24 protein-coding genes and 1 other RNA gene are annotated in these 21,846 nt (G+C 54.4%); 15 read left to right on the top strand and 10 right to left on the bottom strand.

Features of this window, described 5'->3' with window-relative positions:
* Nucleotides 1-77: 77 nt before the first annotated feature.
* From EV681_RS20600 to EV681_RS20585, 4 genes are all read left to right on the top strand, one after another.
* Complete coding sequence (locus tag EV681_RS20600) at nt 78-491, top strand: hypothetical protein (RefSeq protein WP_128396383.1); 414 nt, start codon at nt 78-80, stop codon at nt 489-491.
* Nucleotides 491-805 (top strand): cell division protein ZapA, encoded by a 315-nt coding sequence (locus EV681_RS20595; protein ID WP_014751713.1) that lies wholly within the window; start codon nt 491-493, stop codon nt 803-805. Before EV681_RS20600 ends, EV681_RS20595 begins: the two co-directional genes overlap by 1 nt.
* Before the next feature lie 53 nt (nt 806-858).
* Nucleotides 859-1,040: non-coding RNA, 6S RNA (ssrS, locus tag EV681_RS20590), on the top strand.
* Nucleotides 1,041-1,089: 49 nt separating this feature from the next.
* On the top strand, nt 1,090-1,899 hold the full coding sequence (locus tag EV681_RS20585; RefSeq protein ID WP_128396382.1) for an SIMPL domain-containing protein: 810 nt from the start codon (nt 1,090-1,092) through the stop codon (nt 1,897-1,899).
* Here the strand turns inward: EV681_RS20585 and lgt are convergent.
* On the bottom strand, nt 1,856-2,650 hold the full coding sequence (gene lgt, locus EV681_RS20580; RefSeq protein ID WP_128396381.1) for a prolipoprotein diacylglyceryl transferase: 795 nt from the start codon (nt 2,648-2,650) through the stop codon (nt 1,856-1,858). The two genes, EV681_RS20585 and lgt, sit on opposite strands and share 44 nt — an antisense overlap.
* 140 nt (nt 2,651-2,790) lie before the next feature.
* Between lgt and EV681_RS20575 the strand changes: the two genes are divergently transcribed.
* Complete coding sequence (locus EV681_RS20575) at nt 2,791-3,105, top strand: c-type cytochrome (RefSeq protein WP_423191231.1); 315 nt, start codon at nt 2,791-2,793, stop codon at nt 3,103-3,105.
* A gap of 204 nt (nt 3,106-3,309) precedes the next feature.
* Nucleotides 3,310-3,846 carry a peptide-methionine (S)-S-oxide reductase MsrA gene (gene msrA, locus EV681_RS20570; RefSeq protein ID WP_242612340.1) on the top strand — a complete coding sequence of 179 codons (537 nt, stop codon included), beginning with the start codon at nt 3,310-3,312 and terminating at the stop codon, nt 3,844-3,846.
* 339 nt (nt 3,847-4,185) lie between these two features.
* Here msrA and hppD read toward each other — a convergent pair whose 3' ends face one another.
* Nucleotides 4,186-5,301: a 4-hydroxyphenylpyruvate dioxygenase gene (hppD, locus tag EV681_RS20565; RefSeq protein WP_128396378.1), complete on the bottom strand. Its 1,116-nt coding sequence runs from the start codon at nt 5,299-5,301 to the stop codon at nt 4,186-4,188.
* A gap of 138 nt (nt 5,302-5,439) precedes the next feature.
* Here hppD and EV681_RS20560 point away from each other — a divergent pair, with 138 nt between their 5' ends.
* Both EV681_RS20560 and azu read left to right on the top strand, forming a co-directional pair.
* The gene (locus EV681_RS20560) at nt 5,440-5,916 is read left to right on the top strand and encodes an Lrp/AsnC family transcriptional regulator (RefSeq protein ID WP_128396377.1); all 477 of its coding nucleotides are present in this window, start codon (nt 5,440-5,442) and stop codon (nt 5,914-5,916) included.
* A 346-nt stretch (nt 5,917-6,262) separates the two neighbouring features.
* Nucleotides 6,263-6,712, top strand: a complete 450-nt coding sequence (azu, locus tag EV681_RS20555) for an azurin (RefSeq protein ID WP_128396376.1) — start codon at nt 6,263-6,265, stop codon at nt 6,710-6,712.
* A gap of 127 nt (nt 6,713-6,839) precedes the next feature.
* Here the strand turns inward: azu and napH are convergent, their stop codons facing one another.
* From napH to EV681_RS20540, 3 genes are read right to left on the bottom strand one after another with little or no spacing between them, the layout of a single operon-like run.
* On the bottom strand, nt 6,840-7,700 hold the full coding sequence (gene napH, locus EV681_RS20550) for a quinol dehydrogenase ferredoxin subunit NapH (RefSeq protein WP_242612339.1): 861 nt from the start codon (nt 7,698-7,700) through the stop codon (nt 6,840-6,842).
* Nucleotides 7,701-7,729: 29 nt separating this feature from the next.
* Entirely contained in the window at nt 7,730-8,410 is a 681-nt protein-coding gene (gene napG, locus EV681_RS20545) for a ferredoxin-type protein NapG (protein ID WP_130305098.1), read from the bottom strand.
* A gap of 24 nt (nt 8,411-8,434) precedes the next feature.
* Complete coding sequence (locus EV681_RS20540) at nt 8,435-9,442, bottom strand: helix-turn-helix domain-containing protein (protein WP_207227122.1); 1,008 nt, start codon at nt 9,440-9,442, stop codon at nt 8,435-8,437.
* 278 nt (nt 9,443-9,720) lie between these two features.
* Here EV681_RS20540 and EV681_RS20535 point away from each other — a divergent pair, with 278 nt between their 5' ends.
* The 7 genes from EV681_RS20535 to EV681_RS20505 are packed head-to-tail and all read left to right on the top strand — an operon-like array spanning nt 9,721 to nt 15,136.
* A complete protein-coding gene (locus tag EV681_RS20535) occupies nt 9,721-10,578 on the top strand; it encodes a methylamine utilization protein MauF (RefSeq protein ID WP_130305096.1) in 858 nt (285 codons plus the stop codon).
* A gap of 53 nt (nt 10,579-10,631) precedes the next feature.
* Nucleotides 10,632-11,861 carry a methylamine dehydrogenase (amicyanin) large subunit gene (gene mauB / locus EV681_RS20530; protein WP_128396372.1) on the top strand — a complete coding sequence of 410 codons (1,230 nt, stop codon included), beginning with the start codon at nt 10,632-10,634 and terminating at the stop codon, nt 11,859-11,861.
* Nucleotides 11,862-11,868: 7 nt separating this feature from the next.
* Nucleotides 11,869-12,414, top strand: coding sequence for a MauE/DoxX family redox-associated membrane protein (locus EV681_RS20525; protein ID WP_165393159.1), 546 nt, complete (start codon nt 11,869-11,871; stop codon nt 12,412-12,414).
* Between the two features lie 17 nt (nt 12,415-12,431).
* A complete protein-coding gene (gene mauD / locus EV681_RS20520) occupies nt 12,432-13,058 on the top strand; it encodes a methylamine dehydrogenase accessory protein MauD (protein WP_128396370.1) in 627 nt (208 codons plus the stop codon).
* 49 nt (nt 13,059-13,107) lie between these two features.
* Entirely contained in the window at nt 13,108-13,668 is a 561-nt protein-coding gene (mauA, locus tag EV681_RS20515; RefSeq protein ID WP_128396369.1) for a methylamine dehydrogenase (amicyanin) small subunit, read from the top strand.
* 25 nt (nt 13,669-13,693) lie between these two features.
* Nucleotides 13,694-14,761 carry a cytochrome c peroxidase gene (locus EV681_RS20510; RefSeq protein ID WP_130305094.1) on the top strand — a complete coding sequence of 356 codons (1,068 nt, stop codon included), beginning with the start codon at nt 13,694-13,696 and terminating at the stop codon, nt 14,759-14,761.
* Nucleotides 14,762-14,764: 3 nt separating this feature from the next.
* Entirely contained in the window at nt 14,765-15,136 is a 372-nt protein-coding gene (locus EV681_RS20505) for a cupredoxin domain-containing protein (RefSeq protein ID WP_207227121.1), read from the top strand.
* 199 nt (nt 15,137-15,335) lie between these two features.
* Here the strand turns inward: EV681_RS20505 and EV681_RS20500 are convergent, their stop codons facing one another.
* The 5 genes from EV681_RS20500 to EV681_RS20480 form a co-directional block, all read right to left on the bottom strand.
* On the bottom strand, nt 15,336-15,899 hold the full coding sequence (locus EV681_RS20500; protein WP_130305092.1) for a putative glycolipid-binding domain-containing protein: 564 nt from the start codon (nt 15,897-15,899) through the stop codon (nt 15,336-15,338).
* An 88-nt stretch (nt 15,900-15,987) separates the two neighbouring features.
* Complete coding sequence (locus EV681_RS20495) at nt 15,988-17,343, bottom strand: amidase (protein ID WP_130305090.1); 1,356 nt, start codon at nt 17,341-17,343, stop codon at nt 15,988-15,990.
* Nucleotides 17,344-17,400: 57 nt separating this feature from the next.
* Nucleotides 17,401-18,084, bottom strand: a complete 684-nt coding sequence (locus EV681_RS20490) for a DUF2848 domain-containing protein (protein WP_130305088.1) — start codon at nt 18,082-18,084, stop codon at nt 17,401-17,403.
* Nucleotides 18,085-18,166: 82 nt separating this feature from the next.
* Nucleotides 18,167-19,477 carry an MFS transporter gene (locus tag EV681_RS20485; RefSeq protein WP_128396364.1) on the bottom strand — a complete coding sequence of 437 codons (1,311 nt, stop codon included), beginning with the start codon at nt 19,475-19,477 and terminating at the stop codon, nt 18,167-18,169.
* 455 nt (nt 19,478-19,932) lie between these two features.
* Complete coding sequence (locus EV681_RS20480) at nt 19,933-20,859, bottom strand: LysR family transcriptional regulator (RefSeq protein WP_128396363.1); 927 nt, start codon at nt 20,857-20,859, stop codon at nt 19,933-19,935.
* Nucleotides 20,860-21,846 lie beyond the last annotated feature (987 nt).

The raw sequence follows: 21,846 nt of genomic DNA, 5'->3' as shown, positions 1-21,846 counted from the left end.
AATTCAATCTCATTTAATTAAATCCGTGTGCACTGCATCGTAAGCGTGCCCGCATATTTTGAGAACGTGATACCACTATGCTTCAGGATTTAGATCAAGTTGCTGTCCGCATCGGGCAGCTGGTTCAGCTTACGAAACAGCTTGCTTCCGAACGGGAATCCCTGACGACCAGACTTAAACAGGCTGAAGGCGGACGGGCAGAACTGCAAAGTCTGCTGCAAGAGCGGGAAGGCCAATTCAAGTCTATCAGCGAACGTCTGGCCAATCACGAGACCGAAGTCAATGGTATCCGGGAACAGGCCCAGACCGAGAACGTGCAGTTGCGCCAGACACTTGAAGGCACCACAGCCGAACTGCAAAGCGTCAAGCAGCAACTGGCCGCCGCCAAGAACGAGGCCAATGCCCTGAAGGAAAGTGCCAGAACGGCGCGTGAGAAAGTGGAACGCGTATTGGCCAATCTGCCGGGCAATGCGTCAGAAGGAGTAAACTAATGGAACGCATAGATGTCTCTATTTTGGGGCGCGATTTTTCCCTGGCATGTAATCCTGAAGAAAAGCAAAAATTGCTCTCTGCAGTCAAGCTGGCCGATCAGCTCATGTTGAAAATCAAGGGTTCGGGCGGCATGACCTCTGCAAGCAATGAACGTATCGCCGTGATGGCCTGCATTCAGATGGCTTCGGATCTGCTTTCCGTTAAATCTGCAGACGAAGGCTTCGGCGGCATGCAATATGGGCAATTCAAGAGTAAAATAGAAGAACTCAATACATTGCTGGATTCCGGCCTTAACGATCTGAAAAAACTTTAAAGTATTTAGGGTTTAACTTATAGTGATTTTTATGTACAGTTAAACCTACCAGTTTGTCCCTGCTGTATTCGTGACTTGGCTATACATCTCTTACCTATGCTTATGGCAACGGTCGCCGGATTACAGAGTTGGAGTGATCGTCTCTAGTCAGATGAACCCGACGCTCTGTTGAAGGTAACCAACTTTGAACTGAAAGGTTCGAGGTGCCAGCCTAGACGATACAAGCGGGGCCATTATTCCTACAAAACGAGCTGTCATGGCTCGTTTTTTTTTCGGAGTCTTCTATGCCGCGTACGTTTACCCATGCGTTTTTATCCAAAGCCACTTTGATCGCCATGTTCACACTGGGCGCCGTGGCCGTTCCCGCGACTGCGGTGCGGGCCCAGCCGGCCACGAACCCGGCCACCTTACAGTCAACAGAGCCGACGCTGGCGCTGAGCGCCTCTGCATCCGAGACGGTGGCTCAGGACACCGTCACCCTGACGCTGACTCGTGAATTGCGGGGTGAAAATCAGGTCGATCTATCGCGCAATGTCAATGAAGCCATGAATAAGGTTCGTGATAAAGCCAAGTCAGACAAGGACCTTGAAGTTCGCACCGGTTCCTATCAGGTGTGGTTTGAACGTGACAATAATCGACCCGTTCAGCCTGCTGCGACCGGCACCCGGACAGCCGATGCCAAAGATGATGGCAAAGCGGACGATGTCGGCGGTATCTGGGTCGCGCGCGGCGAATTGCTCATTACTTCCAAAAACATGGAAAAGGCCAGCCAATTTGCGGCCGATGTTGACGAGGATATGGCATTGGACGGCATTCGGTTTTCCCTGTCGCGCGAAGCACGCGAGACCATTGAAAAGCGCCTGCTTGCCGCGACCACGAAGGCCTTCAAAACCCGTGCCCAGGATGCAGTTACCGCACTGGAATTTGGCGGCTATCGTATCAAGTCATTGCGCCTGGGTGATGTGGGGCAGCCCGAAAGCTACCAGCCACGCATGATGGCAATGAGTGCCGCCAAGGCCGGTCCCGCAATCGAGGCCGGCAAGGAAACAGTCACACTGTCGATGGAGGGAGAGATCTTTTTGTTGCCCAAATAAAGATTGCGATACCCGCTACAATCATGGGCAGTGACAGCCACTGACCCATGGACAGCCCCAGACTCAGGGTGCCCAGGAAACTGTCCGGTTCACGTGTGTACTCCACCAGGAACCGGGCCAGGCCATAACCGGTCATGAAGACGCCACTGGTTTGCCCTACCCAGCGCTTCTTTGACGAAAATATCCATACGACAGCAAACAGAATCACCCCTTCGGCCAGCATTTCATAAAGCTGGGAGGGGTGACGGGCAATCGGCCCGCCTTGGGGAAATATCATGGCCCAGGGCAGATCTGAAGGTCGTCCCCACAGTTCGCCGTTAATGAAATTGCCGATGCGGCCCATGGCCAGACCCAGCGGCACAAGCGGGGCGATGAAATCTGCGACTTCGAAAAATGTCATGCCTTTTTTGCGCGCATAAAGATACAGCACAACCAGCACGCCAATCAGTCCGCCATGAAACGACATGCCTCCATCCCAGACAGCAAAGATATGCAGCGGATTGGCAAAATAATAGGCAGGCTGGTAAAACAGAACGTAACCCAGGCGTCCGCCCAGCACCACACCCATGACTCCGTAGAAGATCAGATCTTCGAATTCGGAGACAGTAAGTCGTACCATTCCTTTTTTGATCCGATACTTGCCGAGAATCCAGAGCAGGGCGAACGCCGCCACATACATCAGGCCGTACCAATGGATTTTGAGCGGACCGATTTCAAGTGCAATCGGATTAAATTGTGGATATGCGATCATAAGAACCAAAAATGCGACAATGAAATGGAAAGTATAAAGGCGCGGCCAACGCTTTGTGCGTGGTCGGGTAAAATAAACGCAAGTTAATTGTTAAAATTTAAAAGGTTACCGTAGTGTCAGGAAAACAGATTGTCGCCTGCTTGGCAATTATTGCATTCAACATAACCTATGCCAGGGCGCAAACGTTGACTGACGGACCGCAGTTGGCTAAGGATAATATCTGCATGGGTTGTCACCAGATCGATAAAACCCGGGTCGGGCCGCCGTTTGCTGCTGTGGCTGAGCGCTATGCGGCAGGTGGGCAACCCATGATCAACTATCTGGCAAACAGTATTCGCAACGGCGGCCGCGGTCGCTGGGGGGCCGTGCCGATGCCGGCGCAGCCGCAGGTAACCGAACAAGAGGCTACCGCACTGGCCACCTGGATTCTGTCGCTGGCCAGCCCGGCAAAATAGTGATTGATATCTGCCCAGGCATGATCGTTGCATTCACCGGTTGTTCCAGGAAGCGGATATGCAGACGGGATATGGCAGTTGAAAAGGTCCTTGCGGACTGTTTAACCGTTTCTCGGGGTGAACGCCGGACATGTGTCCTGTGTTGACCGCTACCGTACCGACAGGGCACAGGCCTGACGGACGGCTCTTTAGAAGGTGAGTATTTTGACAAATAAAACTGACATAGCGGTATTGGGCAGCGGCTGCTTCTGGTGTTCAGAGGCAGTGTTCCAGCAATTGCAGGGTGTGCTTTCAGTGCAATCGGGCTATTGCGGCGGCCATGTAGAGAACCCAAGTTACGAACAGGTCTGCGGCAAGGACACCGGCCACATAGAAGTGGTGCGGATTGAATTTGATCCTGCCGTCATCGCTTACCAGGACCTGCTCGACATTTTTTTTGACACACACGATCCAACCACGCCCGACCAGCAGGGTAACGATGTGGGCCCGCAGTACGCTTCTGCTATTTTCTGGCAGTCTGACGAACAAAAACAAACAGCAACACAGGTTATCGCTGCCCGGCAGGCTGATTTTACCGATCCCATCGTGACCAAATTGTTGCCGGCTGCGCCATTCTGGCCGGCAGAAAGCTACCACGACGATTATTTCATTCAGCATCCGAACCAGTCTTATTGCGCATTTGTGATTTCACCCAAAGTGGAGAAATTCAAAAAACGTTATTCAGACAAGCTCAAAAGTTAGAGGCAGCGCATTTGATCATGGCAGGTCTTGACCGATAAGAGATCGGGCCGGGATGCGATCTATCCTGGTGTAATCTGCCATAGCGTGATCTTTAAGCAAATAAAAACCGCTGTCTTGTGCACGTTGGCAGAAAACAGCGGTAGGGTGGTTTTAGGCGGATAGGATGCGCGTTTGCTTTAAGGCAGCTTACCGGCTACTTGCCCGAATACGAGAGAAGCTTAAGCAATCTGCTCGTTCCAGGTTCAGGCTATGGGCCACGGCCAGGCGGACGGCAACGGGGCGGCAGTAAACTACACAGCAGTACCGAGCATTAGACAACGGCACTTAGCCAACGACATCTTATTCAACGGCGCGCACGACGCCGCGGCGCATCTGATCCAGTTCTATGGATTCGAACAGCGCCTTGAAGTTGCCTTCACCGAACCCTTCGTTGCCCTTGCGTTGAATAATTTCAAAGAAAATCGGGCCGATCTGGTTCTCAGTGAAGATTTGCAGCAGCAGGTCGTTGTTGGGTCCGCCATCGAGCAGAATGCGATTTTTCTTCAGGCGATCGATATCTTCGCCGTGATCGGGCAGCCGGGTGTCCAGCAGCTCGTAATAGGTATCTGGCGTATCCAGAAAACGCAGCTGGCGCGTGCGCAGGTTTTCGATGGTGTCATAAATGGTGCTGGTGCCCAGGGCGATATGCTGGATTCCTTCACCGCGATACATATCGAGATATTCTTGAATCTGTCCTTTTTCTTCCGTTCCTTCTTCGTTGATCGGGATACGGATCTTGCCACAAGGCGATGTCATGGCCTTGGACTTGACCCCGGTAACCTTGCCTTCGATGTCAAAGTAGCGCACTTCGCGAAAGTTGAACAGGCGCTCATAGAACTCGGCCCACTCGGCCATGCGGCCCTTGTGAACGTTGTGGGTCAGATGGTCAATGATTTCCAGCCCCGCACCCTTGTAGTTCATGTCTTCTTCGGCAGTCGAGGCGTCGATAGCGACAAAATCCACGTCATAAATACTAATGTCTCCGATACCACCTGTGCCATTCTTGCCTTTCCAGCGGTCTACCAGATAGATCAGTGAATCGCCAATACCCTTGATGGCCGGGATGTTCAGTTCCATCGGGCCACTGCCGGAGTCAAAGCCCCAGGCACCCAGTTCGAGCGCGCGCTGGTATGCCTTGGTGGCGTCATCAACCCGGAATGCAATGGCACAGATGGAGGGGCCATGCAGACGGGCAAAGCGCTGGGCAAAAGAGTCTTTTTCGGCATTGATCAGAAAATTGATTTCACCCTGGCGGTACAGCGTCACGTCTTTGTGGCGGTGCCGGGCGATGGCTTTAAAACCCAAAGTTTCAAATACTTTTCCGAGTGCAACGGGGTCGGGTGCTGTATATTCAACAAATTCAAAGCCATTTGTGCCCATCGGGTTTTCCCAAGGGGTAAACGTTGTTGTAGACATAGCATTGCTCCTGAAGTTTTTTGTTCTAAGAAAACGTCTATTCTAAGCAAAAAGGCGAGGCAGACGATTGCAAAAAATGCTGCAAAATTCAGTTATCTTGCATTATTATTCTATTTTTCGTTATATTTAGGAAAGATTATGTCACTAAATACACTAGATAAAACAGACCGGCAAATTCTTAACCTTCTGCAGAAAAATGGCCGGCTAAGCAACCAGGACCTGGCCGATAAAATAGCGCTCTCCCCAAGCCCCTGTCTGCGCCGCGTAAAGAGGCTGGAAGAAGAGGGATATATCAAAGGATACGCCGCGCGCGTTGACGCGGACAGAATCGGGCGCGGCCTGATCGCATTTGTCTCTATCCGGCTCAACAAACACAGTGGCTCCAGCCATGCTCCCATGCAGGATTTCAACCGTGATGTCCAGTTGTGGCCCGAAGTAGTCGAGTGCCATTCCATGTCGGGCGATATGGATTACCTGCTGCGCGTACAGGTGCAGGACCTGGCCGCATTTTCTGCATTTGCCATGAACGTACTTATGCAGCACCCGTCTGTGGTCGATATGAGATCCAGTTTTGCCTTGGGAAAAATCAAGGAAAGCGGCGCGCTCCTGGTGTAATTGCCATGGCAAGGGGGACGCAGTCAGTCAAAGGGTTAGGCAATGCGCCGCGGCTGCTTCGAATTGCTATCTCGATCGGCCGCTTCAACGGTCTGCTTCAAAAGGCCACCTTAATCAGCCGCCTATACCGGGTACTTGAATCGGGCACCTAAACCGCAGTCCTTTAACATGGGTCCTTAAACAGGGTTCTTAAAGGAGGTACCCATCGGGGCCGGCGCCTGGCCGTCCTGTTTCTGACATGGCCTGTTGCGGCAAGGGTGGCGTCTTGGGCATGTGCTGCCGTTTTTTGATATTGGGAAGCGCATCCGGGTGTGAAAATGTCTTCACTCTACTTAAGGAGACATGAATGAAATCCCAATTTGTATTTGCCGTGCTGCTGTCGGCCAGTCCGCTTCTTTGTTGGGCACAATCGTGCGAAGTCACCGTCGAATCGAGCGACACCATGCGCTACAGCATGCGCTCGATCAGTGTGCCAAAATCCTGCGAGACCTTCAAGGTCACGCTCAAACATACCGGACGCATGCCCAAAACTGCCATGGGGCACAACTGGGTGCTGGGCAAAAGCAGTGAAATTGACGCCATCATCAAGGAAGGCCAGCAAGCGGGAAGTGAGCACGATTTTCTCAAGCCCGACGATGCCCGCATTATTGCCAAGACAGTCCTGATCGGTGGTGGACAAGCGGCAGATACGACTATTGCAACCAGCAAGCTCAAGCCAGGCGAATCCTATACGTTTATATGTTCCTATCCTGGACACTGGAGCATGATGCGCGGCACACTCAAACTGGAGGCATAAGCCGGCACGCAGGCAAATAGCCAGAACACAGAGGGAGTGACACGGTTGCAAATTGTTCTTGCGGCCGGATACCGGGCGCCGGGGCCGGGTATTCGGCTGTTTTTTTATTGGCGCCGCTGGGCGCTATCTATTTATTGGTCGTACCCGCTTGCGATCGATTGGCGGTCTGCCATGTCAGGGGGCGAAAACTGATTTCGAATACATCATTAGGGCAGTGATCAATACAGGCGCCACAATTGATGCAATCGCCCGATATCACGAATGCATTATCCTCGCCGCGCAGTGCAGGACCAATGACATGCGGTTCCGGACATTTTCTCAGACAGGCGCCGCATTGCTCGCAAGCATCCCGACGGGACGCCCGCACCCGGATCCGACTGAATCGGCCCAGGGTTCCATAAAAGGCGCCTACCGGGCACAGGTAGCCGCACCAGCCATGCCGCGTAATGAATAGATCGAACAGGAACACGCCGGCAATCACCGCCCATCCCAGGCCCATGCCGAATATCAGTCCGCGTTGCAGGATAGTGACCGGATTGATGATCTCCCAGGCAACGACACTGGTGGTCACGCTGGCCAGCAGGGTAGCGCCAAGGATGACAAGGCGGGTGTTTCTGTTGAAGGCGCGGTCGCGTTTTATGCCGAGCCGGTCACGCAGCCAGAGTGCGGCGTCGGTGACGATATTGACCGGACATAACCAGCTGCAATAGCTGCGGCCGCCAACCAGAAAATAGAACAACACGATCAGAAGCGCGCCGCCAATGGCGACGGCAGAAACGGCGTGGCCCGCCAACAACGATTGCAGCAGGATATAGGGATCAGACAGATCGATGATGCCGAACCACTGGCTGGATGCGAAATTACCCTGGGCAACGTGCCATCCCAGCCAGGGTCCTGCCAAAAAAAAGAACAACAGGGCAAGCTGGGCCGTACGTCGGGCCAGCAGCCAGCGCCAGGATCGCCAGCCGGTGCGTTCCTTTTTTTTCACGGTTTGGTCCGCCATAGCAGTCGTCATTATTACAGTCGTCCTGATGGGTTTGCTCCTTCCTGCCCCAGCCCCAGCTTACGAGGCAGTACGCGGATGGCCGCTTCTTTGATTACGCAATGCTTCTCGCACGTGCCACAACCGGTGCAGGAATCGGAGTGCACAGTCGGAATGATGCGCTGTTGGCCGTTTATCTGATGGGTTTCCAGGGTGATGGCTTCGCCGCGAACGGGGCAGACCCGATAGCAAATGCTGCAGTTAAGTCCCTTGTAATTCAGGCAGGTTTCATGCCCCACCAGTACTGCCACGCCCATGTCAGCATCTTCAATCCGGGCCATCTCGCTATCGAGGGCGCCGGTCGGGCAGGCTTTTGCACAGGGGATGTCTTTACACATCCGGCACGGGTCGTCTCGTGCAACAAAGTAGGGTGTGCCGATCTGGGCCGGTCCGTCCAGTGTAGCCAACGAGAGAATATCGTAAGGGCAGGCCCGTACACAAAGGCCACACCGCACACAGGCAGATAAAAATGCAGCTTCGTCCAATGCGCCCGGTGGTCGCAATGCCTGTGGCTCGGCGCTGGAAACTGAATCGGCAGCGGTATCCAGTGCGAGCCAGGTCACGCCCAAAGCCCCGGCTGCACGCACCGACGTTTTCAGCAAATCACGTCGCTTTTCCGAAATTCCGCTGGTATTTGACGGCTTTTCCTGAGCCATTGGAGCCTCCGTAAAAGGCCGGTGTCACGCGTGACGGCTGCGTGTCTCGGACGGCAACTCGCCGAACAGGGCCTTGTAATAGCGCGAAAATAAACTCATATGCCAGAATCCCCAATGAATGGCGATGTCTGCAATGGAGTTGCCAGACTGCTTGCCCGTCTGCAGATCGGCGCGCACGCGGTTAAGCCTGATATTGCGAATGTACGACACCGGCGTAATGCCAAGTACCCGCATGAAGGCATGGTTCAGGGTCCGGCGACTGACGTTGAGCTCGCGGCATAGCTCGCCAATGCTTGGCGGGCATAGCGGCGAAGCCAGGGTGCGTTCGCGGACCCGGTTCACCAGGTAGCGATGAATCCGGATATCGGTGGCGCGGTGTGACAGGGGCTTGACCGAAGCCAACGCCCGTACGCATTCGGACATGATATCGTCTTCAAAATGACTCCAGGCGGCATGGTTCGGTGTAATCCGCGCCATGGGAGGCAGATGTAAAAAGAAATCATTGAACATTCTGCGCATGGACTCTGCCTGGGTCTCTGCTAGCTGCTCTACCGGGCGTATTTTTCCAAAGACGCATGGCAGATCGATGCCCAGCACCTGCTGGGCGTATTCGTCCAGACGTTCGGCATCAATCACGGCCACCGAGATTTCCGAGTGATGTGAAGTACGGAAAACCAGCTCGGCGTTCTTGTCCAGTGTAATGAGCGAGTTGTCCGACAGTGCAACCGACCCCCAATGAGAATCGCCGGTTACCTTGCCAGCTATGCCTATGACATATGTGTTGGCCGGGGCACTGGCCAGTTCATCTACCGAACAGGTCATGGATTCCCGAAACAACTGAATGCCGCGCGTGGCAATGCTGTCAACTTCGCCATGAAAACTGCCTGCAGACAATTGGGTATAGTCCTGTGACCAAAAAGGCAGGGCTTGTGCCTGTTGCAGGACATCGCTATTGCGCAGCCTTACCGCTGACATGGAGCTTGCGGGAAGCGCCTGTCGACCGACAGCGATTCGCTGATCCGGTGTAGCCATTGTGTACTCCTCCAGTCCCCTTTATGGTCGTTCAACATCTTTGGCGCTGATACTGACCGGTATTATTCAGCCTGAGAATAGGCCGTTTTCCACAGAAGCCGTAGTAAAAATCGGCAACCCTTTTTGTACTTTGATCTTGCCAGCCTGCGGGTTTTTTATCGACAAGGGTAAACCCGTAATCGGAAGATGCCGATATGTGCTATTGATCCGTCGTGTGTAACGGTAACCTTCATCGCAAGCAATATGCAAATAACACAAATGTGATGGAGGGGCTACAGATGATAACCACAAACCATGATGCAACCGCGTCCACCAGCTTGCGATCGGCAGAATCAACGGAGCGTGTGCTCGATTGCATTTCCTTTGCGCAATCACAGTCGTGGCAGGCCCGATTGTTGCTGATTGCGCTGGCGCTGGGCGCCGGAGCCGTGATCGGGGGCTTGCTTGAGGCGCCGGGTTCGCGGGCGCAGTCCCTGACATTGATCTTATGGCCACTGGCGTTTTGTGGCGGTCTGCTTTCCACCTGGTCTCCTTGCGGCTACTCAAGCCTGAGCCTGCTGCGTCCTCAGGCGAGCTATGGCCTGCGCAGTGTGCTGGCCTGGATCCCAACAATCTTGATGCACGCCCTGGGCTATGTTGCCGGGGCGCTCCTGCTGGGCTCATTGCTCGGCGGTGTGGGCATACTGCTATCGGCCGGCAACCTGCTAGTTCCGGGGACTGTCGTGTTGGCCATGCTGGCGTTCTGCTACGGTGCGCATCAATTGGATTTCCTGCGCATGCCCTATCCGCAGCGTCGGGCGCAAGTGCCCCACGATGCGCGCTTTCGCTTTCGCTCCTGGGTCATCGGGCTGTTATATGGCTTTGCACTAGGCACCAATTATTCTACTTATGTGCAGACGCCGATTCTCTACATTGTCACGCTGGCGGCGGCGCTCAGCGGTGATATTTCATTTGCTATTGCAACAGTGTGCGTATTCAATGCGGGTCGCTTTTTACCCATGCTGGTCAACCTGTTTCCGGTCAGTGACCGCAGTGTGCAGGGCTTTTTGGCCAAATACCAGGAAAGGGCAGTAACAGCAGACGGTTTTCTGTTGATCACGGCAGGGGCTGCGGCGCTGGTCGTGTGTTTGGTGTAAAGGGGGCAGGCGCGCGTGCGACCTGCATATAACAGATACAGCTGGAGAGACAAATGAAGACAGATGGATTGGTGGTAAAGACAAGCAGCGTTGGCTTGCACGTGCGTGCGGGATGGATGCTGATGACGGCGTGCACAGCCCTGGCGCTGGCGGGCGCAGCGGGTGCGGCAGAGCCCAAAATACCGACTCAACTGGGCAAAGAGATTACCTCGACCTTGCAGGATGAACCCAAAATTCTGTCTGCGCCGCCCAGCAATGCCAAACGGGTGTATGTGACCGACCCCGGGCATTTCAATGTGACTTCGCAAATATTTTCAATCGATGGAGAGAAAAGCAAGCTTTTGGGCATGACCGATGCCGGCAAGCTGCCGCACGTGATGGCCTCGCATGACGGCAAGTTTTTTGCTGTGGCCAATACGCTGTTTGCACGCATAGCACGAGGCCAGCGCAACGATTACATCGATCTGGTGGATGCCCAGACTCATGATCTGATTGCCGAGATTGATATTCCGGAAGGCCGGTTTCTGAGCGCTACGCTCGAGCGCATGGCCACGCTGTCCAACGACGACAAATTCCTGTTGTTCCAGCAGTTTTCCCCATCGCCTGCAGTCGGGATTGTCGATGTGGCCAATAAATCGTTCGTCAAAATGGTCGACGTGCCCGATTGCTATCACTTATTCCCGGCAGAGCAAAACACCTTCTACATGCACTGTCGCGACGGCTCGCTGTTAAAGGTGGGGTATGACGGAAAGGGCCAGATCAAACAGGAAAACACCAAGGTCTTTCATCCGGAGGACGATTATCTGCTTAACAATCCTGCGTATTCGGCAAAGGCCGGGCGATTGGTCTGGCCCAGCTATGAGGGCAACATCTATCAGGCGGATCTGAGCGCAGACGGCGCAACGTTTGCCAAAGTATTCAATGCGTTTACAGAGGATGAGCGCAAGCAAAAGTGGCGTCCCGGTGGCTGGATGACCGTGACCTATCATCGCCCCAGCGACACAATTTATCTACTGGCCGACCAGCGGGAGAAATGGACGCACAAACTGCCAAGCCGCTTTGTTTTTGCATTTGAAGCAAAAACCGGAAAACGGATCGGCAAAATCGAGCTTGGTCACGAGGTGGATTCGATCGGGATCAGTCAGGACGACAAACCGGTGCTTTATGCCGTTTCGGCCATAGACCGGGCGTTGTATATCTATGATCCGGCAACGGGCAAAGAAACCGGCAAGGTGGACGAGCTGGGTAAAGCGCCAGTCATGCTCACGGTTCCGGAATTGTGAGGACAAGATGAACTTGATTTCCAATCCGTTACTTTTCATGCTGGCAAAATTCTTCCTGGTTTTTGTGCTGATTGCCGCGGCGCTGCCCAAGCTGCGGGACAAGGACGAGTTTCATGGTGTCGTGGTGAACTATCGCATCCTGCCCGACGTGCTGGCCTATCCGTTCGCCCGCATGCTGCCTTATCTGGAGTTGTCGCTCGCGGCGCTGCTATTGATAAACGCCGTCACGGCATATGCCGGGGTGCTTGTGGCATTGCTGCTGCTGTCGTTTGCTATTGCAATTGGCATTAATCTGGCGCGCGGCAGAACCCATATCGATTGTGGCTGTCTGCGCGGCGCAGAACGTGGCAATGGTATTGGCCTGTATCAGTTTGCCAGGCCTGTGGTGCTTTCGGGATTGGCGCTGTACGTAGCGCATGCGGCCAATATCGGTGTTACCGCAACGCTTGGCGAAACAGTGCTCGCGCTGGCCGCAGCGGCGATGACAGCGATTCTTTATACCGGTGCAGATATGCTTTCATCTCTGTCACCTGCCAGTTCTAATAATTCTTAATAGGAAATGGAGACATCATGAATACAACCTTGCTTATCGCTTCCAACGTAATGCTCTGGCTCGGATTTATCGGCCTGGCAGTTTTGGTCATGGGCCTGATTCGTCAAATTGGTTTGTTGCACGAACGCTCAGCGCCGCTAGGGGCCATGATGCTGGATCACGGTCCGGATATTGGCGAACAATCTCCGGTATTTCAGGTGGATGACTTCTATGGTGTTCCGCTCGCTGTCGGGCAGGCGCTCACTCCAGGACGCCCCAGTCTGCTGATGTTCACCGGGCCGACTTGCCCGATTTGCGCAAAGCTGTTTCCAATTATCCGTTCAGTGGCGCAGCGTGAGGGGGCCGATGTTGTCCTGGTCAGCGACGGTAATGCGGCAGATCACCGCAAGTTCCTGGCCGAACACGATATGGGCGAGGTGCGGTACGTGGTGTCGGCCGAGATCGGCATGAAGTTTCAGGTCGCGAAAATTCCTTATGGCGTTTTACTGGACGAACAGGGAATGATTCTGGCCAAGGGCCTTTGCAACACCCGCGAACATGTCGAAAGCCTGTTTGAGACCGTGCGGCTGGGACACCCTTCCTTGCAGAAATATATGCGTGAAAAAATGGTTCAGCCGGCCGATATTGCGCCCCAGCTGCATTGAATCCCAACGTTAACCAGACAAGCGCTTGTTATAGAGCGAGGAGATTGTCATGAAAAAAACCAACAATTTCGATAATGGAATGGAGAAGCTGAGCCGGGTTGCTGCCAGCAAAATCGGTCGACGCAGTTTTCTGGGCCGTCTGGGTGCACAGCTGGCCGGTGCGGCGTTGCTGCCGCTGCTGCCGGTTGATCGGCGGGGGCGGCTGAACAACGCGCATGCCGAAACAACGGGCTCGCTGGGTCGTGAAGGCTGGAAGCCGCAAGACACCAACACCCAGGCATGCGATTATTGGCGTCACTGCTCGATTGACGGCAACCTGTGCGATTGTTGCGGTGGCTCTCTGACCAATTGCCCGCCAGGCTCAAAACTGTCTCCCAGTTCCTGGGTGGCCAGCTGCCATAACCCGGGCGACGGCCAGAGCTATCTGATCGCTTACCGGGATTGTTGCGGCAAACAGACTTGCGGACGCTGCAACTGTGTCAATACACAAGGTGAACTGCCAATTTATCGACCTGAGTTCAGCAATGACGTGGTGTGGTGCTTTGGCGCCGAAGACGACTCCATGACCTATCACTGCACCATCTCGCCGATTGTCGGCAAGGCAAGTTAGTCGTTGCAGTGACAGGTACACGATTGTGATCAAAGGCAAGAAACAATGCGGGCGCACATGGCCGGGTCTGATTCTGATGGCGGCATTGCTTGCCTGTGTACAGGGGCCCGACCTGCGTCGCGCTCACGGTGCCCCGCAAGCCGATGCCGGATCGATGCGGTCGCTCAAGCAGAAGTATCAGCGACCGCAATCGGTGCCCTATCCGGCAGACAATCCCCATTCGCAGGCCAAAGAAGAACTGGGCCGCAAGCTGTTTTTTGACACGCGGCTCTCGCGTGCCGGCCGATCCTGCGCTACCTGTCACGATCCAGGCAAACGCTGGAGTGACGGCCTGGCGCAGCCGATCGGTTCCGAGCAACAGGAATTTGCCCGTAAAACGCCGACCCTGCTCAACAGTGCCTGGCTGTCTGCCCTCATGTGGGACGGCCGTGCCGATACGCTGGAGCAGCAAGCGGTGATGCCCATTACGGCTGAACATGAAATGAACATGCCAGTGGCGCTACTGCTGGAGCGTATCAATGCGCTGGACGATTACCAACAACCGGTGCAGCGCGCCTATGGAGGCGTCCGGCAAATCACCGTCGTGCATATCAAGCAGGCGCTGGCTACCTTCGAGCGCACGCTGGTATCGCCGCGCACCGATCTGGATCGCTGGATAGCCGGTGATGAGCAGGCGCTGACCACCCAAGAGCAGCGTGGCTTTGCTATCTATAATGGCAAGGCCCGCTGCAGCGCATGCCACAGCAGCTGGCGTATGACCGATGATGGCTTCCATGACATCGGGCTGGCCAGCGCCGATCGTGGCCGTGGCAAGTTTACGCCACCCCAGGTTGTGGGCATGCAGTATGCCTTCAAGACCCCGACGTTGCGTGAACTGAATGACAAGGGGCCATATATGCATGATGGTTCAATCGATTCGCTGGAGGCGGTGATCAGCCATTATGAGGAGGGCGGCATTGCCAGGCCCAGTCGTTCCCCAGAAATGAAACCCTTTACGCTGACCGGACAGGAACGCGCAGACCTTTTGGCATTTTTGCGGGCGCTTGGCAGAAATCCCGTGACTCAGGCCGCAACCGGCCAATTGGAGAATTGACCCATGCAGGATATGACTCGGCGTACATTCATACAGCTTATGGCGCTTGGTGTTGGTGCGTGCTCTGTGCCGTTGGTGACTTTTTATTCACCCGTCATGGCCGCAACGGCTGATCATGTGTTGACGCTCAATCACCATGAATTGAGCGAGCCCGATTTTACGGCAAGCGTGGGCGATCGCATACGTATCGTCAACGCAGCCGATATTGCGCACAGCATTTACGTGACCTACGGAGATGGCCGGATCGTTTCCCTGGATACGCAACTGCCGGGTACAGAAAAGTCATTCGTACTCGAAGCCGCCGGCACCGTCTTGCTGCGGTGCTGGATCCACCCCGTTATCCGGCAGCAACTGCAGGTAACGCCGGCGCAATGAGGCAGGGTGTGGCTGTCATGATTGTGCGCCGGATGTTGCATATTTATGGGAAACCGAAAAACTGCGGTGGGAGCGGCTGCTGACCAGCCCTGTTGAAGATTTGTTTTATGTGGGGCAGCGCAATGGCTATCAGCCTGGCCGTCGCTTTGCACAACAGCCTTTCAGAGCACGATGGATTTATTCTGGGATCATAACGGGTTCATTCCAGCCGCTGGAACAACCCGGGATAATCCATTACAAGCCCATCCGGGTCCACCTCCAGCTCGGCAGAAAAATCCCGGTCATCGCTCTCGTACAGATAACGTCGGTCAGCAATACGCGTGTAACGTTGCCCGTCGGGGCACATCTGCAAAGATGGCAAGGGTACATAGGCCATTGTCAGTTCGGCGGTGTGACCTACGCTCATGGCAAGCCGCCGTATCGGCAGGGTATTGGTAAACGGGGTGGCCGCAATATCTACATCGATGCAGCCGTCCAGATTGGGCATTGCATCGCCCTTGTCATCGGTCCAGTGTCCCTGGCCGTCGGAAAAAACATGCAAAAAAACGCCGCTGGCCATGCGCACCCACACTTCGCGGGTGTGCCATTGCGTGTCTGTCTTGACCCGGTAATGCAGGCCGTAGGGTGTGCCGCCTCTTGCGCCGATCACGACGCCTTCGCCCTGGATCGTGTCGGCATTCATATGCAGACAGAAATGCTCCAGGCCGGTGTTGTCCCAGCTTTTCCATCGAACAGTACGCGCGGGAAGGGCAATGTGGTCCATGTTCACAGCTCCGGTGACGGATGACCTTGCTTGTTTTTGAAGGTCGGCAATGCGTAAAGTTTGCGATGCTATTGCCGACCTGTCAACCCTAGCTTTGTAGCAAGGTTTCCACTGCTTTGGCGATTGCCAGGACCGTGCGATCCTGTCCACCTGCTGCGGCTATGCTAACGCCTACCGGCGCAGTTCCCGGGGCATGGCAAGGTAACGATACTGCGCAACCATCCAGGAAATTGATGAAGGTAGGATTGCGCAGAAGCAGCAAATTGGTTTTGTGATAGACCTCTTCATCTTGCAGCTCGGCAATCGTGGGAGCGATCACCGGCACGGTAGGCATGATCATGGCGTCATAGTCCGCCAATTGCGTTTGTAATTGCTGTATCCACTGCGCGCGGCGCTGCAGCAGGTCGATATAATCGGCGGCGCTAATTTGCTTGCCGCGCAACATGCGCGAGACCACTCTCGGATCATAGGCGTCAGCCTTGTCCGCGATCAGCTGGCGATGCCATGCCCAGGCCTCGGCGGCAATGAAACCGCCCTGGGCGTTGATGCCGGGCAACTGGTCAAATGGCGGGACGGCCTGTTCCACAATAATGGCCCCGGCCGCCGACAGTTGCGACAGCACCTGTGCATAGCTTGCTGCGACTTGGGCGTCAGCGCCGTCAAGCACGACGTTGCTGGGAAACAGCAGACGCAGGCCCTTGACGGGCTTGGGCACAATCGGTGTGTAATTTTCACCGGTCATCAGGGCGTCCAATATGGCGCAGCACTCTACGCTGGCGGCCAGCGGGCCGATGGAATCCAGCGTCGTGGACAGCGGCAACACGCCTTCTTGTGGTACCCGGCGTGCTGTCGGTTTGAAACCGGTCAATCCGCACAGGGCAGAAGGGATGCGCACAGAGCCGCCGGTATCCGAACCAATGGCCGCTATTGCCATCCCGTCTGTGACTGATACCGCGGCGCCGGAAGACGAGCCGCCCGGAATGCGTCCATCGCCGATTGTGCGTTCCCACGGGTTGCGGGGCGTGCCGTAATGCGGGTTCACGCCCAGACCGGAGTAGGCAAACTCGGTCATATTGGTAGTGCCGATAATGATGGCGCCCGCGTTGATCAACCGCTGTACGACCTTGGCATTATCCGAGGCGGCGGGCGCATCGTTCAATACGACCGAGCCGGCGCGTGTAGGCTTGCCTTTGATATCAAACAGATCCTTGACCGATATGGGCAAACCATCGATCGCAGAGCGTCGCATGCCCGCCTGGCGCAGGGTATCGGCTGCTTGTGCTGCGGCCAGCGCTTGCTGGTCGAAAACCTGGGTATAGACCTTGGGGCCTTCGCCGCTGGTTGCGCGCGCCAGGGCCTGTTGCGTCAGTTGGACCGAAGAGATAGAGCCTTCATCGAGCGCGTGCGACAGCGAGGTCAGACTGGGAAATGCAGAAGAGTTCATTGAACAACCATTAATGACAAGTGAAATTAGTGGACAGCAACTTGCTAGTGAGGATGATCAGGCCACCACAGGCAGCGTTTCGACATGATATGTATGTTGCAGGCTGCGGTTCTTGACCGGATCGTGCAACTCCATCACAAATGTGTTGGACGGACGGATGCCGCCAATAGCGCCTACTGTGCCGCAAATCATGCCGTGTCCTTCGGGCAGTACGCTCTGGTTGCCGGTATAGCCTTTGATCAGTTCCTGTGGCAGACGCAGGCTGTCCAGGGTACCTTCCTGATACAGTACTTTTTTGCCATCTTCCTCGATCCAGGAGCGGATGATCAATTGGTCCCAATGTTCAACCACCTCGTCAAAGCGCCAGGCAGAGGTTGCTACCGGTTTGACGCAAGCCTGTTTGGATTCGGCCACGCCATAGGCTTCCAATTTACGATCAGTATGGTCTGAAGCCAGGCTGACATACATGGTGCCATCCACGGTGAACACGAAGACTTCGACTTCGCCGGACGACTCAGTTCCCAGCGCCTGAATGTGGCTTGCCTGGGTCAATTGGTTGTTAGCTACCCTGTAATATAGTGGGACCGCGCTGGGGCGGGGCACGCCAATAGCGGCCAGCTCTTCTATATGGTGTTCTATGGCTTTGATGTCGCGTCCGGCCCAGCCAGCAACGATCAGGGAGTCAATATTTGCAACAACGGTTGTTGAAGGGTCTTGGGCAAGTGAGAATTCAAGTTTCATGGCAATACTCTTGATAAACAGATGGGGAGAACAGGCATGCGTGATGTGTCACACATGCCTGTGAAATGATGGGGGCGCTGGATCAGCGCTTTTTGACAAAAAGGATGACCAGGATAGAGGCCAGTATTTCCAGGGCGGCCACAAAATAAAGCCCGGAAGACAATGAACCGGTGCTGGTTTTCAATGAGCCAATCATGTATGGCGCAACAAATCCGGCAAGGTTGCCTATGGAGTTGATCAGTGCAATACCGCCAGCGGCGGCGGTGCCGGCCAAAAAGGCTGCGGGAATGGACCAGAACACAGGAAAGGCCGCCAGGATGCCGACAGAGGCAATGGTAAGGGCGATGAGCGCGAACAGGGCATTGTGCAATAGCATGCCAGTGGCAACCAGCCCCAGGCATGCGATCAATGTTGCCACGGCGCAATGCATGCGACGTTCGCCGGTTTTGTCCGAGTGAGCGCCATTCCAGACCATGGCGATTGTTCCGGCAATGAAGGGCAGGGCCGAGAGCACACCAATCATCAGGTCATTGTTGATGCCGATAGCTTTGATGATGGATGGACTCCAGAATGCAATGGTGGCGTTGCCGCTGACAATACAAAAGTAAACCGCGGCACAGAGCCATATTGCAGAATTGCGATAGGCGTCTTTGAATGACAAATGCTTGTTCCCTGTCTGGCTGTTTTCCAGTTCCAGGGCCCGCGTCACTGCCTGTTGCTCGTGTGGTGTGAGCCATTTGGCGTTTACTGGTTTTTCTGGCAGGTATTTCAACACGAACATGCCGGCAATGACAGAGGGAATACCTTCAATAATGAACAACCATTGCCAGTTGGCCAGGTGTCCTACACCTTGCATGCCATTCAGAATCAGGCCGGCCAACGGTCCGCCGACCACACCAGCGAGCGCGAACGATGTCATGAACAGCCCGTTGACACGCGCCCGGTATTCCGCCGGAAACCAATAGGTGAGATAAAGCACCACGCCTGGGAAGAACCCGGCTTCAAATACGCCAAGCAGAAAGCGCATGATGTAAAACTGGGTGGGGGTGGTGACATACGCCATACCGATGGAGGCGGCGCCCCATAATATGGTGATGCGGGCCAGCGTTTTGCGGGCGCCGATTTTTTCCAGCAGCAGATTGCTGGGAACTTCGAAAAGAAAATAGCCGATAAAAAAGATTCCGGCACCAAGCCCATATACGGCTTCGCTAAATTGCAGGTCCTGCAGCATGTGCAGTTTGGCAAAACCGACGTTAACGCGGTCCAGCCAGGCCAGTATGAATAGAAAGACTAGAAAAGGGATCAATCGCCAGGCAATTTTTGCATAGGTTGCCTTCAGTTCGTTCGCGTTGGTGCCCAGGTTAGGGCTGGTCGCAGTGCTTGAGTTATTCATCGTGTTTTCCAACTACAGTTGCGTGTTGAATAGGGCCGGCCGGCGCCAGGAGCCGGTCAGCGGTGGGTGGAATGTGGCCGGGGGTGATGCCCTCTACATGGGCGTGGCCGGAAATAAGACTGCTTGTTGCGGCCAACGTGGCGCAACGTGATGTTGTGTCAGGTCTTATATGGAGGCAGTGTAGGTAGCGCGTTTTTGACTGTCCAACAAGAAAATATACAGGGTGGTGATTGCAAAATCTTATTGCTGCCCGGTATGGCGTCGCGGGTGTCGTAAAAGGGCTATAAATATCAGGTGGTTATGATCATATTCGCTTGGGTTTTAAGCGCGAGCAATAGATGATCGGGGTCAGGGGCAAAATCTGATCCTAGGGTAAATACTAGGGTCAGAACGCAGGCTGAGGGCCGATCAAGGGTAATGTCTTGGCCTGTTCTGCGAGAGTGCGATGGCGCCCTTCAGGTTTGCTGCGGTGCGCAGGCGATACTTTGGCCCCGATTGGTAGCAAATGCGATGGCGACATCCTGAGCAATCAGGCCGATGGTTTCGGCCAGCGGGTTGTCCTGGTTGTGACGGAATGCGGCTTGCAACTCAAGCGGCGGCAAGACCGTGTCGGCCCGCAGCAGTTGTAATGTCTGCGCATTCAACTCTTGTTGGATAATTGCCGGCGGCAGGGCAGCGACGCCGAAACCGTCTCGTACCAGTCTGATCATGGTGGCCACTGAAGAAATGCCGTTCAGATGCAGGGATATGTCTCCCGCCGTGGCAAACATTCTTTCGATGGCGGCGTAGGGCTCCGATTCACGCGCAAAGCTGACGATGGGAAAGGCGGCCAGATCTGCCAGGCTGAGTACATCGTTGCCGATTTCCAGCTTCGGGCTGGCTACCCAGCGCATGGGTAACTGACCCAGCGCGATGGCGTCAACCTGGGAAACATGGATGGCGTTGCCTTGTAGTACCAGATCCAGGCCCCCTTTATTGAGTTGTTCGGTCAAATGGACCGTGGTGTCGCTGGCAATTTCAATTCTCAGGCGTGGATAGCTTTCATGCAGACGAGCCAGGAACTCGGGAAACCAGCTGTGCACAATAGATTCGATTACGCCGATGCGAATGACGCCGGCATAAGTATGCTTATCCAGCATGTCTTCCTTCATGTCGCGCAACAGTTTGACCATGCGTTCGGCATGAACAAGGGCTTTGCTGCCGTCGGGCGTCAGAGACACCTCGCGGGCGTTGCGGTCGAACAGGCGCACGCCGAGTTCCTGTTCCAGAGAAGCTATACGGCTGGAGATGGCCGCCTGCGTGGTATGCAAACGTTCCGCAGTCATGCGGAAATTGCGCATTTCAGCCAGCAAAACGAAAGTTTCCAGAAATCGAATATTCATGAATGCGATTATAGCCTGCCGGGGAACAAGGCACGTGACCCGGGATGGTTACCGAAAGGCGTCTTGTGACACGTTGATGGAGATGCCGGGACTGGGATGGAAGATGCAGGCCTATGGCCCGGTTCGCGGCCAGATGCAGGGCACATCCCTAAGTCAGGCATGTGCATTATGTGTGAGCTGTCTATTACATCAGGCTGGCTTCTCTTATATATATAGGTAGTTGGAAAGGGGACTGGGCATGCCTATATATAGCGATACAGGAGAACATTCGCGGGAACATGCTGGGGTTGGGTTTGATCTGTAGGAGACGCTCTATGGCCAGTAGTTTGTTGGCAACCTCTTCTATATACCCGGTGCATATAGGCTTTCAATTAGGGACCAATTAGGGGACTACTATAAATAGGGCCGAAACCGCTGTTATATATAGGGGGCGCGATGTCACTATATTGAGGGCCTTTATATAAGCTCCCTAATATGGACGTCTATAAGAAGCAGACTATAAGAAGCAGACTATAAGAAGCAGACTATAAGCACACAACGACGACACATTACATTCGCAGGGTTGTCGCAGCCGGTTAGCTATTGGTTGCTTGTGGACACTATCTTGTGAATGAATGTTCATGTACAAGGCGGTGATATTTATTGTTATATGGACAATGTATATCTGCTCACCGGCTAAATCATAGCTAAACGGGTCATTTTCCAGAGGTGTGGGCATAACGCGCTTGCACTCAATCGTGGCGTTAGCCGGAAAATTGTCGTTTTTGGGATAAATCACACACTCGCAGCCGCCAAAATTGTCGGATAGCCTGCTGGCCTGAATACATTTGCCTTAATTTTTAGAAAAAAGCGAACAAAAACGCCTGCATCTCATGTACCGATGTGAAGCCGTTGTTGCATATTTGCTGCAAAAAACTCACCTGATGCGAGCGAGCTTAAAAATTATAAAAAATGTCGTAAAAAGGCGATTCTTAATCAAATCATGCG

Source organism: Advenella incenata (assembly GCF_004217095.1).
Lineage (GTDB): Bacteria > Pseudomonadota > Gammaproteobacteria > Burkholderiales > Burkholderiaceae_B > Advenella > Advenella incenata.
This window is presented reverse-complemented; position numbering and strand designations above follow the sequence as displayed.

Excerpts from the sequence above, each read along its gene's own strand:
- EV681_RS20480 (WP_128396363.1), bottom strand. The coding sequence starts at position 20,859 with ATGAATATTCGATTTCTGGAAACTTTCGTTTTGCTGGCTGAAATGCGC.
- EV681_RS20595 (WP_014751713.1), top strand. The coding sequence starts at position 491 with ATGGAACGCATAGATGTCTCTATTTTGGGGCGCGATTTTTCCCTGGCA.
- hppD (WP_128396378.1), bottom strand. The coding sequence starts at position 5,301 with ATGTCTACAACAACGTTTACCCCTTGGGAAAACCCGATGGGCACAAAT.
- EV681_RS20485 (WP_128396364.1), bottom strand. The coding sequence starts at position 19,477 with ATGAATAACTCAAGCACTGCGACCAGCCCTAACCTGGGCACCAACGCG.
- mauB (WP_128396372.1), top strand. The coding sequence starts at position 10,632 with ATGAAGACAGATGGATTGGTGGTAAAGACAAGCAGCGTTGGCTTGCAC.
- mauA (WP_128396369.1), top strand. The coding sequence starts at position 13,108 with ATGAAAAAAACCAACAATTTCGATAATGGAATGGAGAAGCTGAGCCGG.
- EV681_RS20525 (WP_165393159.1), top strand. The coding sequence starts at position 11,869 with ATGAACTTGATTTCCAATCCGTTACTTTTCATGCTGGCAAAATTCTTC.
- EV681_RS20535 (WP_130305096.1), top strand. The coding sequence starts at position 9,721 with ATGATAACCACAAACCATGATGCAACCGCGTCCACCAGCTTGCGATCG.
- EV681_RS20495 (WP_130305090.1), bottom strand. The coding sequence starts at position 17,343 with ATGAACTCTTCTGCATTTCCCAGTCTGACCTCGCTGTCGCACGCGCTC.
- EV681_RS20600 (WP_128396383.1), top strand. The coding sequence starts at position 78 with ATGCTTCAGGATTTAGATCAAGTTGCTGTCCGCATCGGGCAGCTGGTT.
- EV681_RS20585 (WP_128396382.1), top strand. The coding sequence starts at position 1,090 with ATGCCGCGTACGTTTACCCATGCGTTTTTATCCAAAGCCACTTTGATC.
- EV681_RS20540 (WP_207227122.1), bottom strand. The coding sequence starts at position 9,442 with ATGGCTACACCGGATCAGCGAATCGCTGTCGGTCGACAGGCGCTTCCC.
- azu (WP_128396376.1), top strand. The coding sequence starts at position 6,263 with ATGAAATCCCAATTTGTATTTGCCGTGCTGCTGTCGGCCAGTCCGCTT.
- EV681_RS20505 (WP_207227121.1), top strand. The coding sequence starts at position 14,765 with ATGCAGGATATGACTCGGCGTACATTCATACAGCTTATGGCGCTTGGT.
- EV681_RS20500 (WP_130305092.1), bottom strand. The coding sequence starts at position 15,899 with ATGGACCACATTGCCCTTCCCGCGCGTACTGTTCGATGGAAAAGCTGG.
- napG (WP_130305098.1), bottom strand. The coding sequence starts at position 8,410 with ATGGCTCAGGAAAAGCCGTCAAATACCAGCGGAATTTCGGAAAAGCGA.
- EV681_RS20560 (WP_128396377.1), top strand. The coding sequence starts at position 5,440 with ATGTCACTAAATACACTAGATAAAACAGACCGGCAAATTCTTAACCTT.
- mauD (WP_128396370.1), top strand. The coding sequence starts at position 12,432 with ATGAATACAACCTTGCTTATCGCTTCCAACGTAATGCTCTGGCTCGGA.
- EV681_RS20490 (WP_130305088.1), bottom strand. The coding sequence starts at position 18,084 with ATGAAACTTGAATTCTCACTTGCCCAAGACCCTTCAACAACCGTTGTT.
- lgt (WP_128396381.1), bottom strand. The coding sequence starts at position 2,650 with ATGATCGCATATCCACAATTTAATCCGATTGCACTTGAAATCGGTCCG.